Origin of the sequence: Bacillus sp. EKM208B (assembly GCF_011800725.1) — a bacterium.
GTDB lineage: Bacteria > Bacillota > Bacilli > Bacillales > Bacillaceae > Bacillus > Bacillus velezensis.
In genome coordinates this window covers 253771-268314 of sequence record NZ_JAANHO010000002.1, presented here as the reverse complement: position 1 = coordinate 268314, position 14544 = coordinate 253771, and the positions used below count along the sequence as shown (strand labels likewise).

Here is a 14544-nt window from a genome sequence, read left to right as displayed (position 1 = left end):
GACATACGCTTACATAATCAATCATCATTGTAAAAACATGTAGGAGGGTTCTTATGAACGTTCGTGAGTCGGAGCTTCCGGGCATCGGCCAGAAAGTAGAAGTCATTACGAAAAATCACGATAAAATCAGTATTATTCTTCATGATGACGGCAGAAAAGAGCTCTATTACTTCGATGAGAATGATCATGACGAATGCTTGGCATCCGTTGAATTTAACGACGAAGAGGCGAGGCAGATTTCCGCTATTTTAGGCGGGATGACGTATAAGCCGAAAGCGCTGGAATCTGTGGAAGTCGCGCTTGATGGCCTCGTTATTGAGTGGTTTAAAGCCGAATCTCATGCACCGGCTGTCAGCCGTACAATCGGAGATTTGGAGATCAAGAAACATTACAACGTCCAGATTATTGCGATCGTAAAGAAAAATCGGCAAAAACAGCTGAGCCCCGGCATTGATACCGTAATTGAAGAAGGGGACACCCTCGTCATATCGGGAGAAAGAAGCGGACTGAAAAAGCTGGTCCGCGAGCAGTTAACGGCCCGAATTTCCTGAGGCCGGAGTTTACTCCCGGGAAAATGGGGGAAAAGATAAGAGTGAACGATTGGGGGCAGACGCATGAATAAACAATGGACTATTATATTCGCATTACTATTTACTCTGATTGTCGCCATTTTTGCTGTCATTAACGTGCGGGCGGTTGAGGTTGATTATCTGTTCGGAACCGCTGAATGGCCGCTGATTTTAGTCATTTTAGGTTCTGTGTTAATGGGAGCGCTGATCGTGTTTTCGGCCGGTATATTTCAAGTGATGAAGCTGAAGCGCGAAATTAAAATCCTGCGGAAAGAAAACAGATCCGCAGGTGAATTGACGGCTGATTCGGACGGCCAAAAAACAGCCGCGCCGCCAGAAGAAATGCTTGAAGAGAAAAAAGGATCAGAATAACATTTGAAACCCCTCAGTCCGCTCTAGTATAATAGTGTGGTTGAGGGGTGAATTTATGTTAGCGTCAAAAATGCGCTGGGAAATCCAGCAGCCGGATCAGGAAAAAGTCAAATCACTCACAGAACAATTGGACATAACACCTCTTGTGGCATCACTGCTTGTAAAAAGAGGTTTTGATACTGCCGAAAGCGCAAGGCTGTTTTTACATACAAAGGATGCAGACTTTTATGACCCGTATGAATTAAAGGGAATGCGGGAAGCAGTTGATCGGATAAAACTGGCGGTTTCTCAAGGGGAACCGATTATGATTTACGGAGATTACGATGCAGACGGCGTTACAAGCACGTCAGTGATGCTGACGGCACTCAGACAGCTGTCGGCGGACGTTGACTTTTATATTCCCGACCGTTTCACAGAAGGCTACGGCCCGAATGAACAAGCTTTCCGTTCCATAAAAGAGCGGGGATTTTCGCTGATCATTACAGTGGATACGGGAATCGCCGCCGTCCATGAAGCTGAAGTCGCAAAAGAGCTGGGCTTAGACGTCATTATTACCGACCACCATGAGCCGGGACCCGAGCTTCCTGACGTATTTGCGATCATCCACCCGAAGCAGCCGGGATGCGGCTATCCGTTTAAAGAATTGGCCGGCGTCGGTGTGGCGTTTAAGCTTGCCCACGCGCTTACGGGTTCTTTGCCGGTAGCTATGCTGGACTTGGCGGCAATCGGTACGGTTGCAGATCTGGTGCCTCTTCATGATGAAAACAGATTAATTGCGTCACTCGGGATCGAAAGGCTTCGGACGACAAATCGGCCGGGCCTCAAAGCTCTGATTAAGCTTTCCGGCGGAGATATCGGACAAGCTGATGAGGAAACGATCGGATTTCAGGTCGCGCCGAGGCTCAATGCCGTCGGAAGAATAGAACAGGCCGATCCCGCCGTGCATCTGCTGATGACCGAAGATCAGTTTGAAGCGGAGGAACTGGCTTCGGATATTGACCGGCTGAATAAAGAGCGGCAGAAAATGGTGAAAACCATGACCGAAGAGGCTGTTGAAATGGTTCAGCAGCAAGGCGGAAACCCGTCTGCCATTGTAGTGGCAAAAGCCGGCTGGAATCCGGGAGTCGTCGGTATTGTCGCATCGAAGCTGGCTGAACGTTTTTACCGGCCCGCTGTTGTGCTTGGGATAGATGAGGAGCAGGGCATCGCTAAAGGGTCGGCGCGAAGCATCAGAGGCTTCAACCTTTTTACGAGCCTTTCACAGTGCAGAGACATTCTTCCTCATTTCGGCGGGCATCCGATGGCGGCAGGAATGACGTTGAAGGCTGAAGATGTGGCGGAATTAAGGGACAGGCTGAATCAAATGGCTGAAGAAACCCTTACGGAAGAGGATTTTATTCCCGTTCAGGAGGTTGATCTTGTCTGCGGCGTTGAAGACATAACCGTTGAAAGCATTACAGAATTGAAGATGCTGTCGCCGTTCGGCATGCTTAACCCTAAACCGCATGTGATGGTGAAAAATGCCGTGCTTGATGATGTGCGCCTGATCGGAGCGAATAAAAATCACGTGAAAATGACGGTGAAAAGTGATTCCGCCGTCCTTGACTGCGTCGGCTTTAACAAAGGGGAGCTTGAAGCCGGAGTTGTCCCCGGATCAACGATTTCCATTGTCGGCGAGATGTCCATTAATGAATGGAACAACAGAAAGAAACCCCAGTTGATGATTAAAGATGCTGCGGTGCCGGAATGGCAGCTTTTTGATATCAGGGGCAAGCGGACGTGGGAAGACACGGTCACCGCGCTGCCGAAGGAAAAACGGGTGCTCATCAGCTTTAACGAAAAAACCGCTCAGAAGCTTCGTGAAAAAGAGCTGTCGGGCGAGCTGGCCGGGATCACTTCGGAATCCGAGGCGGAAGCTCTCCAGCTTGACGGAAAATATGCCGTTTTTCTGGATGTGCCGCCGTCAGCGGATCGCCTGCAGCATTTGCTTGACGGAAAGAAGCCGGAACGGATTTATTTTGTTTTTATCAATCATGAAGAACATTTCCTGTCCTCATTTCCATCGCGGAATGATTTCAAGTGGTTTTACGCATTTCTCTTAAAAAGGGGCGCTTTTGACTTCGGCAAGCATGGTTCAGAGCTTGCGAGACACAGAGGATGGTCAATTGACACAATCAATTTCATGACAAAGGTGTTTTTTGATCTCGGTTTTGTTAAAATAGAAGATGGTGTGCTGTCTGTCGTGAGCGGCGCGAAAAAACGCGACCTGGCAGATTCGCAAACCTATCAGGTAAAACAGCAGCTGATGGAATTAGACCAGAAGCTCAATTATTCCGCAGCCCATGAGCTGAAGGAATGGCTGAATAAGCTGATGAACCAAGGTTCAGAAGCTTATGAAAGTACGAGGAGGACATAGAACAGATGGATCTTAAAAAATACGTAACAATTGTGCCCGATTACCCGAAAGAAGGCGTACAATTTAAAGATATTACGACATTGATGGACAAAGGCGACGTATACCGTTACGCTACTGACCAAATTGTTGAATATGCAAAAGAAAAAGAAATTGATTTAGTTGTCGGGCCTGAAGCGCGCGGCTTTATTATCGGCTGTCCGGTTGCATACGCTCTCGGAGTCGGCTTTGCGCCGGTTCGGAAAGAAGGAAAACTTCCGCGTGAGGTCATTAAAGTCGATTACGGTTTGGAGTACGGAAAAGACGTACTGACGATTCATAAAGATGCGATTCTGCCGGGACAGCGCGTGCTGATTACTGATGACTTGCTTGCAACAGGCGGCACGATCGAAGCAACGATTAAGCTAGTCGAAGAACTGGGCGGCGTCGTAGCCGGTATTGCGTTCTTAATCGAGCTTTCTTACCTTGACGGCAGAGACAAGCTTGACGATTACGATATTTTAACATTAATGAAATATTAACCGCATATGGAAAAAAGCACTCGTGTCAGGGTGCTTTTTTCCTATTATTTCATCATCCTGACAGATTCTTTAGGTGTTTTGAACTTCTGCCCTTTACATCTCTCGTTTTTTTCTTGATAATAAACTAATACAGTTTACATTTAAAAAAGGTGATTCCATGGCGAACGAACAAGTATTGACTGCCGAGCAAGTAATAGATAAAGCGCGCACTTATCTGCCGGAGGAGCAGATTGCGTTTGTTGAGAAAGCTTACCTGTATGCGCAAAACGCGCATCGCGAACAGTACCGCAAATCAGGTGAGCCGTACATCATTCATCCGATTCAGGTGGCGGGGATTCTCGTCGATCTGGAAATGGACCCTTCCACAATTGCGGGCGGATTTCTGCATGACGTGGTAGAGGACACGGATGTCACCCTCGACGACCTGAAGGAAGCATTTTCTGAAGAAGTGGCGATGCTTGTCGACGGCGTGACGAAGCTCGGTAAAATTAAGTATAAATCTCAAGAGGAGCAGCAGGCGGAAAACCATCGAAAAATGTTTGTCGCTATGGCTCAGGATATCAGAGTCATATTGATCAAGCTGGCGGATCGCCTTCACAATATGCGGACGTTAAAGCATCTTCCGCAGGAAAAGCAGCGGAGAATTTCAAATGAGACGCTGGAGATTTTCGCTCCGCTGGCCCATCGGCTCGGGATTTCTAAAATCAAATGGGAGCTTGAAGACACCGCTCTCCGTTATTTGAATCCTCAGCAGTATTACAGAATCGTCAACCTCATGAAGAAAAAGCGCGCGGAACGCGAACTTTATGTCGAAGAGGTTGTCAATGAAGTGAAAAAACGGGTCGAAGAAGTGAATATCAAAGCGGACTTTTCAGGACGCCCGAAGCACATCTACAGCATTTACCGCAAGATGGCGCTACAAAATAAACAGTTCAATGAAATATATGATCTGCTCGCCGTCCGTATTCTTGTCGGAAGCATTAAAGACTGCTACGCCGTACTCGGCATTATTCATACGTGCTGGAAGCCGATGCCGGGCAGATTCAAAGATTATATTGCGATGCCTAAGCCGAATATGTATCAGTCGCTGCATACGACCGTAATCGGGCCTAAAGGCGATCCGCTGGAAGTGCAGATCAGAACGTTTGAGATGCATGAGATCGCTGAATACGGGGTGGCCGCACACTGGGCATATAAAGAAGGCAAGGCTGCAAACGAAGAAGCGACATTTGAGAAAAAACTGTCCTGGTTCCGTGAAATTCTGGAATTCCAAAACGAGTCTACCGATGCGGAAGAATTTATGGAATCGCTGAAAATCGATCTGTTTTCTGACATGGTATACGTATTTACGCCAAAAGGCGATGTCATTGAACTGCCGTCAGGCTCTGTGCCGATTGATTTTTCCTACAGGATACACTCGGAGATCGGCAACAAAACAATCGGGGCGAAAGTGAACGGAAAAATGGTGACGCTTGACCATAAGCTCCGGACGGGCGACATCGTCGAGATTCTGACGTCCAAGCATTCATACGGCCCGAGCCAAGACTGGGTCAAACTGGCGCAGACGTCCCAGGCGAAACACAAAATCCGCCAATTCTTTAAGAAACAGCGCCGTGAAGAAAACGTCGAAAAAGGCCGTGAGCTTGTCGAGAAAGAAATTAAAAATCTTGATTTTGAAGTGAAAGATGTTTTAACACTCGAAAATCTTCAAAAAGTTGCCGACAAGTTCAATTTCTCAAATGAAGAGGATATGTACGCGGCGGTCGGGTATAACGGCATTACCGCTCTTCAGGTGGCCAACAGGCTCACTGAAAAAGAGCGGAAGCTGCGTGACCAGGAAGAGCAGGAAAAAATCGTTCAGGAAGTCACTTCCGAGCCGAAACATTATCCGCAAGGGAGAAAACGGGAAGCGGGTGTGCGCGTAAAAGGCATTGACAACCTTCTCGTCCGCTTGTCGAAATGCTGCAACCCGGTGCCGGGCGACCATATCGTCGGTTTTATTACAAAAGGGCGCGGTGTATCCGTTCACCGGGATGACTGTCCGAACGTCAAAACGAATGAAGCGCAGGAACGTCTGATCCCTGTTGAATGGGAGCATGAATCACAGGTTCAAAGACGCAAAGAATATAACGTTGAGATTGAGATTTTGGGGTATGACCGTCTCGGGCTTTTAAATGAGGTGCTCCAAGCCGTAAATGAGACGAAAACCAACATCTCCTCTGTCTCCGGCAAATCCGACCGCAATAAAGTCGCTACGATTCATATGGCGATTTTTATTCAAAACATCAATCATCTGCACAAAGTGGTCGAGCGGATTAAGCAGATCAGAGACATCTATTCAGTCCGGCGGGTAATGAACTAAAAGGAGCTTGCTATGAAATTAGTTGTTCAGCGTGTAACAGAAGCAAGTGTGACGGTTGACGGCGCTGTCGCCGGCCGGATCGGACCCGGCATTATGGCGCTTGTCGGCATCACTCATGAAGATACAGAAGAAGATGCCGCTTACTTGGCGGATAAAATCGTGAATCTTCGGATTTTTGATGATGAAAGCGGCAAGATGAATTTATCGCTTTTGGATACGGGCGGGGAGATTTTATCCGTTTCCCAGTTTACGCTTTACGGCGAAACGAAGAAAGGGAGACGCCCGAATTTTATGAATGCGGCTAAACCGGATCAGGCTGTGCTCCTTTATGAAAAGTGGAACGAACTCCTTCGGGAAAAAGGAGTCAAAGTGGAAACCGGAATATTCGGAGCCATGATGGATGTTCAGCTGACGAATTCGGGGCCGATTACATTGATTATGGATTCTAAACAATAAAAAAAGCTGCCGTTCGGCAGCTTTTTTTATGATTGAAAATAATGTTCCAATCCGCTTTCAATTCCGTCTGTCACTTTTTCCTGATAAGAGCCGCTATGTATGATTGTTTCTTCTTGCGGTTGACTGAGATAGCCGAGCTCATACAGCATGGCAGGCCGTTTATTTTCCCTCAGGACGTAATAATCGCCAAACAGAACGCCGCGATCCGGGATAGGGGAACGCTTCACTACTTCAGAATGGACGTCTGAGGCAAGCTGGCGATCCTTAGACGGACTGTAATAATAAGCCGTGCTTCCCCGTGTTGACGTATCGGCATAGCTGTCATAGTGAATGCTGATAAAGGCATCCGCATTCCGGTAATGAGAGGTTGAAACCCTGGCCTGCAGGCTGATAAAAGTATCATCCTGTCTGGTGATATACACGTTTGCACCGGATGCCCGCAATTTTTGGGCCAGCAGCTTAGCGGTTTTAATCGTTACGTTTTTTTCAAACTTTCCGGAGTAGCCGATCGTTCCGCTGTCTTTTCCTCCGTGTCCGGGATCAACGACGATCGTTTTGTTTTTAAGTGAGCCGCTGCCGCCTGACGTGTTGGGAGAAGGTGCTTCGCCTGTTTCCTCACCGCTTTTTGACGTTTGTACGACCCAGTTTGCCACATATGCGGTTTGTCCGTTTTCAAGCCGGACTTCATACCATTTGCCGCTTGAGCCGACAATCGGGTAGGCTGCGCCTTTATCTGCTCTTTTTACGATAGAAGCGGAAGTCGAGGCCGAGCTCCTTAAGTTGGTGCCGCCGTAAACAATATACGCTTTTTTCGAGGAGCCTGAGCCCGCAGAACCGTCTCCCGAGCCGGATGCGCTGTCCGATGAGTCAGAATCCTTTATGATGTAGTGGCTTGCTGCCCAGCCTTTTTGCCCGTTTGCTTCAATTTTCAGCCAGCCGTGGTCTTCACTTAAGATGGAAACCTTTGTTCCGCGTGATAATTTAGTCATAATCGCTGAATCATGTGATGCTGCACTTCTGACATTCAATGAAGAAACGCCGACCGTTCCGCTTTTTGACCCGCTTCGGGCCGAAGTTGCTTTCGTATCCGATCCGCCGCTGTCCGCGGTGACGTATTCGGAAGAAACCCATCCGGTTGTGCCTTGATAAGAAATGTTCACCCATCCGCTGTTCTTGTCCAGCACAGATGCATGTGCGCCTTGCGGAAGTTTGCCGATGACTTCATATGATGTTCCCGGGCCTTTTCTGATGCGGAGGTCAGGATCGGTGGAAGTGACTGTTCCGCTTGTTGCGGATGAATTGTCTGCTCCCCCGGCTGTTTTTGATATCAGCCAGGAAACGACCCATCCGGTTTTACCGGGGCTCAGCTGAAGCTGCACCCAGTCTCCCTCTTCTTTAGCGATCGGGTATCTTTCCCCTTTTTTTACTTCAGCCTTAATTCCATAGCTCAGGCCGGGACCGCCTCTGACATTGATCTTGTCTGTCGCGATGACCGCTTCTCCCTCTGCGGCGATTGCGGTGTGGAATGACGGAAGAAGCGCTGTGATGATGACGCCGCATAAAATAAGAGCAAGAGTTCTCTTCTTCATGGCTGTCCTCCTTTCTGAACTAACTAAAATACATTCTTGTATAATATCGTATTTTCCTTGCTGAATGTTAAATAAAAATAAAATGGTTTGTTTATACTAGTCATAAATACAGCGAAAAGGTGTGCAAATCATGAAATATCAACCAAAAATGGGACGCGCGCTGCACGATGCGGAAGGAAATCTGCACTTCAGTGATCAGAGCGATAGAGAAAAGGCGGGTTTTCTTGAAGAGACGGCGACGGAGTTCGGTCTCTTATCGAAAGAAGCGGTCGCAAGGAAAAACAGACGGAATAAAACTTGACAGGGGAGTGCAATCCCATTATTATAATAGAAATTGATGTACATAAGTCATGATAACGATTTTGAACCGATAATGGAGAAGAGTAGGTCAGAATGCATGGAGAAGAGAGGAACCGTCCCGGGCTGAAAGCGGATCCGCACTGCATCTTTCTCGAAACAACACTCCGGAGGTTCCCTGCTGAACGCTTTTGCAAGTCATTAGGCAGCGGACGTGAACCTGCGTTAAAGGTCAGAGCGGGGATGCTTCGGCATTCCAACTAGGGTGGCACCACGGGTATAACTCTCGTCCCTACTATACATGTATAGTAGGAGCGGGAGTTTTTTTATTTGAAGAAAGACATTAAGGAGGCCTGTAACATGGCATATCACATTCCAAGAGGCACACAGGACATACTGCCGGGTGAATCAGACAGATGGCAGTTCGTCGAACAAATTATGAGGGAGACGTGCCGCACTTATCAATATAAAGAAATCCGCACACCGATTTTCGAGCATACGGAATTGTTCGCAAGAGGCGTCGGTGAGTCTACAGATATCGTGCAGAAAGAAATGTACACGTTTGAAGACCGTAAAGGGAGAAGCCTGACGCTTCGGCCGGAAGGAACAGCCGCCGCAGTCCGCGCGTTCAATGAAAATAAATTATTTGCGAACCCGGTGCAGCCGACGAAGCTTTATTATGTCGGACCGATGTTCCGTTACGAACGTCCGCAGACGGGGCGTTTCCGCCAATTCTATCAATTCGGAATTGAAGCGATCGGCTCCAAAGATCCGGCCGTGGATGCAGAAGTCATTGCACTTGCGATGAGTATTTACCGTAAAGCCGGTTTGAAACATGTCAAGCTTGTGCTGAACAGCCTTGGTGACCAGGAGAGCCGCAAATCCTACCGGGAAGCGCTCGTCAAACATTTTGAACCGCGCATCGGAGAATTTTGCTCAGACTGCCAGTCGCGTCTGCACACAAACCCGCTCAGAATTCTTGACTGCAAGAAAGACAGAGAGCATGAACTGATGAAAACGGCTCCGTCCATTCTTGATTACTTAAATGAAGAATCAGCCGCTTATTTTGAGAAAGTAAAACAATACTTAAACGATCTCGGCATCCCGTTCGAAATAGATCCGAACCTTGTCAGAGGGCTTGATTATTATAACCATACCGCTTTTGAAATTATGAGCAATGCCGAAGGATTCGGAGCGATTACAACCCTTGCCGGCGGGGGCCGCTATGACGGGCTTGTTGAACAGATCGGCGGACCTGAAGCGCCGGGTATCGGATTTGCGATGAGCATCGAACGTCTGCTGGCAGCCATTGACGCTGAGAAAACAGAGCTTCCCGTCAATCAGGGGATTGACTGCTACATCGTGACGCTCGGAGAAAAAGCGAAGGATTATTCCGTTTCCCTCGTGTACAAACTGAGAGAAGCGGGCATCTCAAGTGAAATCGATTATGAAAATAAAAAGATGAAGGGCCAATTCAAAACGGCTGACCGTCTCGGCGCACGTTTTATTGCGATTTTAGGGGAAGATGAACTTGCCCAAAATAAAATCAATGTAAAAGATGCGGAAACAGGAGAGCAGCGTGAAGTGGTGTTAGACGAGCTGATACAAGTGTTAAAGGCAGATCAAAAGTAGTGAAGGAGAGGAACGCTATGTTTGGAAGAACATATTATTGTGGCGAGATAACTGAAAAAGCGATTGGCGAAACCGTCAAACTGAAAGGGTGGGTGCAGAAACGGCGCGATCTCGGCGGCTTGATTTTCATTGATTTGCGCGACCGCTCGGGTATTGTGCAAGTCGTGTTCAACCCTGACGTATCGAAGGAAGCCCTTGCCGCAGCGGAAGCAATCAGAAACGAATATGTGCTTGATATCGAAGGCACGGTTTCTGCCCGTGAAGAAGGCACGGTGAATCCCAACCTGAAAACCGGTAAAATTGAAATCAAAGCTGAAGCGGTGACGGTGCTCAGCACGGCGAAAACGCCTCCGTTTCCGATCAGTGACCAGGCGGCTGACGTTTCTGAAGACGTCCGGTTAAAACACCGTTATTTGGATTTGCGCCGCCCGGCGATGTTTCAAACATTGCAAATGCGCCATCAAGTCACAAAATCCATCCGCCATTTCTTGGATGAAAACGGATTTCTTGATATTGAAACACCGATTTTAACAAAAAGCTCTCCCGAAGGCGCCCGTGATTACTTGGTGCCGAGCCGGGTGCATGAAGGAGAATTTTACGCCCTTCCGCAATCGCCGCAGATTTTTAAACAGCTTCTGATGGTGTCGGGCTTTGAACGGTATTATCAAGTGGCCCGCTGCTTCCGCGATGAAGACTTGCGTGCCGACCGCCAGCCGGAATTTACGCAGATTGATATCGAAATGTCCTTTATGAGTCAAGAGGACATCATGGCTCTGGCGGAAGAGATGATGGCGAAAGTCATGCTTGAAACAAAAGGTGTTGAAGTACCGCTTCCGCTTCCGAGAATGACATATGAAGAAGCGATGAACAGCTACGGTTCCGACAAGCCAGATACCCGCTTCGGCATGCTGCTGACGGACGTGTCAGACATAGTGAAAGATACTGAATTTAAGGTGTTCTCATCAGCCGTGGCAAACGGCGGCGTTGTAAAAGCGATCAATGTCAAAGGCGCTGCCGGCGACTATTCCAGAAAAGATATCGATGCGCTCGGCGTTTTTGCCGGAAATTACGGCGCGAAAGGTCTCGCTTGGGTGAAAGTTGAAGCTGACGGCGTAAAAGGCCCGATTGCGAAATTCTTTGATGAAGAGAAGCAGGCAAAACTGGCTGAAGCGCTTGATGCTTCTGAAGGCGATCTGCTCCTGTTCGGGGCTGATAAGTTTGAGGTTGTGGCTCAATCCCTCGGCGCGCTTCGCTTAAAGCTCGGCAAAGAACGCGGCCTGATTGACGAAAGCCTCTTCAACTTCCTGTGGGTTGTGGACTGGCCGTTACTGGAGCATGACGAGGAAGAAGGCCGTTTCTATGCGGCTCACCACCCGTTTACAATGCCTGTCCGTGAAGATCTTGACCTGATTGAAACGGCGCCTGAAGATATGAAAGCGCAGGCTTACGACCTTGTCTTAAACGGCTATGAACTCGGCGGAGGCTCAATCCGTATTTTTGAAAAAGACGTTCAGGAAAAAATGTTCGGGCTTCTCGGCTTTACAAAAGAAGAAGCGGAGGAGGAGTTCGGATACCTTCTTGAAGCCTTTGAATACGGCGCCCCTCCGCACGGCGGAATCGCGCTCGGCTTAGACCGTTTGGTTATGCTTCTTGCAGGCCGCACAAACTTAAGAGATACGATCGCTTTCCCGAAAACGGCAAGCGCAAGCTGCCTTCTTACGGAAGCGCCCGGCGAAGTGAGCGACGCCCAGCTTGAAGAACTTCACCTTTCTGTCAAAAGAAAAGTGAAACAGTAAAGATCAGCAGTTTGTTTCTTGAAAATCAAAATCTGCTGTGATATGATTTTGACAAGTTAAATAAAGTCCTGATGTGTTAGTTGTACACCTAGTTTTGACCGAACATTTTTTTGATTTGGGAGCCCGTATTTTTAAATGGCGTACATGCCTCTTTTCATTCGTTAAGAGGACTTACAAGATTTAAAAAAGGGCACCCACCTGCTGAGAGCGGGTTCAAAACGAAGGAAAGCTGCAACGGCACAATTGGGACTTTATTTTTTGTGCGCTAAAACCAGCGGCTTTTTGACAAGCCGAGTTTATAAAACCAGAATGTGGAGTGAGGTTCTTGTTACATCAGTTTTCCAGAAATGAGCTAGCGATTGGAAAAGAAGGGCTGGACACGTTAAAAAACAGCACGGTGGCCGTTCTCGGCGTCGGCGGAGTCGGTTCATTCGCAGCCGAAGCATTGGCGAGGTCCGGAGTGGGGCGGATCGTGCTTGTCGATAAAGATGATGTTGACATTACAAACGTAAACCGCCAGCTGCATGCGCTCTTGTCGACGGTGGGACAGCCGAAAACAGACTTGATGAAAGAGCGGATCGCGGATATTAATCCGGATTGTGACGTCGTCGCCTTAAAAATGTTTTATACGGAAGAGACGTATGAGCAGTTCTTTGAGCATCCGCTCGATTACGTCATTGACGCGTCGGATACGATTCATTATAAAATTCATCTGATGAAAGAATGTCTGAAACGGAATGTTCCGCTGATTTCAAGCATGGGAGCGGCGAATAAAACAGACCCGACACGCTTTCAGATTGCTGATATTTCAAAAACCCATACCGATCCGATTGCCAAAGTCGTCCGCACAAGGCTTCGCAAAGAGGGCATTAAAAAAGGCGTACAGGTCATTTTTTCTGATGAAAGCCCGATCGTCATCCGTGAAGACGTCAGAAAAGAAGTCGGGAATGATGAAGCGAAAATCCGTAAAGCGCAAATGCCGCCGTCTTCCAACGCCTGGGTTCCGTCAGTGGCCGGTCTGATTATGGGCGGACATGTTGTCATGGAGCTCTTAAAGGACATCGACATTAAACGGGTTAAAGATAAATAAAAAGAAAAACAGCCTTCTTCAGGAAAGGCTGTTTTTTATTTGAATCCGCCGTTTACACGAAAGATTTTGGCCGGTATCAAAAAAGACAAGAACACATAGGGTGTCCTTGTCCGGTTATTTTTTCTGCTTCATCAGTTTTTCATACACTTGCTTTATGGCGGCTTCAAATTTCCCCGTTTGTTTCGGTTTATAGTATTGCTTGTTTTTTAACGGATCAGGCAAATATTGCTGTTCGACCCATCCGTTCTCGAAATCGTGAGGATATTGATAGCCGATCCCGCGTCCGAGCTCTTGGGCCCCTTTATAGTGGGCGTCTTTTAAATGTTTCGGCATATCGCCGATTTTACCCGTCCTGATGTCTTTGAGCGCCTCATCAACGGCTGAGATGGCGGAGTTTGATTTTGGCGAGAGGCATAATTCGATTACCGCATTGGCCAGCGGAATTCTCGCTTCCGGAAAGCCGATCCGTTCTGCGGTCTGAATCGCGCTCAGCACCCGGGGGCCTGCCTGCGGGCTTGCGAGGCCGATATCTTCATAGGCGATCACGAGAAGCCTTCTTGATATGCTTTCAAGGTCTCCGGCTTCGATCAGACGGGCCAGATAATGAAGGGCGGCGTTTGCGTCCGAGCCTCGTATCGATTTTTGGAAGGCGGATAAGACGTCATAATGCGCATCGCCGTTTTTATCATGGGTATAGCTTTTTTTCTGCAGACATTCTTCCGCCGTTTCCCGTGTAATCCGGATCGTGCCGTCGCTTGATTCCTTTGTGGAGAGCACGGCAAGCTCCAGTGCGTTCAAAGCGGAGCGGACGTCTCCTCCGCACCCTTGTGCGAAATGATCCATCGCGTCGTCGTCCACCGAAACGCTGTAGGAACCGAGTCCCCGGTGTTCATCTGTGAGCGCTCTTTTCAATGCCTGTTTGATCAGATCGGGTGTTAACGGTTCGAGCTCAAATATCTGGGTCCGGCTTCTGATGGCCGGGTTAATGGCATGATAAGGGTTGGCGGTCGTCGCGCCGATTAAAATAATCATGCCGTTTTCTAAATAGGGCAGCAGAAAATCCTGCTTTCCCTTATCAAGCCTGTGCACTTCGTCAAGGATTAAAATGACCTGGCCTGACATTTTCGCTTCCTGTACGACAATCTCCATGTCTTTTTTATTATGAATGACGGCATTCAATTTCCTGAATGCGATGCTTGTCGATCCTGCGATCGCTGTGGCGATGGACGTTTTTCCGATGCCCGGCGGTCCGTACAGGATCATGGATGATAAGTGCTTTGCACGCACCATTCTGCCGATGATTTTATCTTCTTTGACCAAATGTTCCTGGCCGATAATGTCTTCGATATTGGCAGGCCGCATCCGATACGCCAATGGTTTCATGAACATCTCTCCTTACATATACAGGGTAACGGAAAACGGACGATTAGAAAAGCGAATTGCGGCG

At 48.1% G+C, this 14544-nt stretch carries 12 protein-coding genes, 1 other RNA gene and 1 other annotated feature; of the genes, 11 read left to right on the top strand and 2 right to left on the bottom strand.

The annotated features are described in order from the left end of the window. Positions 1-53 precede the first annotated feature (53 nt). From G9F75_RS04120 to dtd, 6 genes are all read left to right on the top strand, one after another. Positions 54-551, top strand: coding sequence for a cation:proton antiporter regulatory subunit (locus G9F75_RS04120; protein ID WP_017418232.1), 498 nt, complete (start codon positions 54-56; stop codon positions 549-551). Positions 552-614: 63 nt separating this feature from the next. Next, positions 615-941 carry a LapA family protein gene (locus G9F75_RS04115; protein WP_061862433.1) on the top strand — a complete coding sequence of 109 codons (327 nt, stop codon included), beginning with the start codon at positions 615-617 and terminating at the stop codon, positions 939-941. 55 nt (positions 942-996) lie between these two features. Beyond that, positions 997-3357: a single-stranded-DNA-specific exonuclease RecJ gene (recJ, locus tag G9F75_RS04110; protein WP_061862432.1), complete on the top strand. Its 2361-nt coding sequence runs from the start codon at positions 997-999 to the stop codon at positions 3355-3357. A 5-nt stretch (positions 3358-3362) separates the two neighbouring features. Then, positions 3363-3875 (top strand): adenine phosphoribosyltransferase, encoded by a 513-nt coding sequence (locus G9F75_RS04105; RefSeq protein ID WP_003152714.1) that lies wholly within the window; start codon positions 3363-3365, stop codon positions 3873-3875. A 157-nt stretch (positions 3876-4032) separates the two neighbouring features. After that, on the top strand, positions 4033-6237 hold the full coding sequence (gene relA / locus G9F75_RS04100) for a GTP diphosphokinase (RefSeq protein ID WP_003152716.1): 2205 nt from the start codon (positions 4033-4035) through the stop codon (positions 6235-6237). A gap of 12 nt (positions 6238-6249) precedes the next feature. After that, positions 6250-6693 carry a D-aminoacyl-tRNA deacylase gene (dtd, locus tag G9F75_RS04095; RefSeq protein WP_007408194.1) on the top strand — a complete coding sequence of 148 codons (444 nt, stop codon included), beginning with the start codon at positions 6250-6252 and terminating at the stop codon, positions 6691-6693. A 26-nt stretch (positions 6694-6719) separates the two neighbouring features. Here dtd and G9F75_RS04090 read toward each other — a convergent pair whose 3' ends face one another. Continuing rightward, positions 6720-8282, bottom strand: a complete 1563-nt coding sequence (locus G9F75_RS04090) for an N-acetylmuramoyl-L-alanine amidase family protein (RefSeq protein ID WP_089072454.1) — start codon at positions 8280-8282, stop codon at positions 6720-6722. A 130-nt stretch (positions 8283-8412) separates the two neighbouring features. Here G9F75_RS04090 and G9F75_RS04085 point away from each other — a divergent pair, with 130 nt between their 5' ends. The 5 genes from G9F75_RS04085 (at position 8413) to G9F75_RS04065 (ending at position 13097) form a co-directional block, all read left to right on the top strand. Continuing rightward, entirely contained in the window at positions 8413-8583 is a 171-nt protein-coding gene (locus tag G9F75_RS04085; protein ID WP_003152722.1) for a YrzK family protein, read from the top strand. A 60-nt stretch (positions 8584-8643) separates the two neighbouring features. After that, positions 8644-8876: a binding site (T-box leader), on the top strand. A 63-nt stretch (positions 8877-8939) separates the two neighbouring features. After that, positions 8940-10211, top strand: coding sequence for a histidine--tRNA ligase (gene hisS / locus G9F75_RS04080; RefSeq protein ID WP_021494380.1), 1272 nt, complete (start codon positions 8940-8942; stop codon positions 10209-10211). Positions 10212-10228: 17 nt separating this feature from the next. Further along, the gene (gene aspS, locus G9F75_RS04075; protein ID WP_007408199.1) at positions 10229-12007 is read left to right on the top strand and encodes an aspartate--tRNA ligase; all 1779 of its coding nucleotides are present in this window, start codon (positions 10229-10231) and stop codon (positions 12005-12007) included. A 62-nt stretch (positions 12008-12069) separates the two neighbouring features. Then, positions 12070-12261, top strand: a non-coding RNA gene (gene ssrS / locus G9F75_RS04070) — 6S RNA. A gap of 71 nt (positions 12262-12332) precedes the next feature. Continuing rightward, positions 12333-13097, top strand: coding sequence for a tRNA threonylcarbamoyladenosine dehydratase (locus G9F75_RS04065; protein WP_025285046.1), 765 nt, complete (start codon positions 12333-12335; stop codon positions 13095-13097). Between the two features lie 114 nt (positions 13098-13211). Here the strand turns inward: G9F75_RS04065 and G9F75_RS04060 are convergent, their stop codons facing one another. Next, on the bottom strand, positions 13212-14480 hold the full coding sequence (locus G9F75_RS04060) for a replication-associated recombination protein A (RefSeq protein ID WP_167408933.1): 1269 nt from the start codon (positions 14478-14480) through the stop codon (positions 13212-13214). Between the last annotated feature and the right edge of the window lie 64 nt (positions 14481-14544).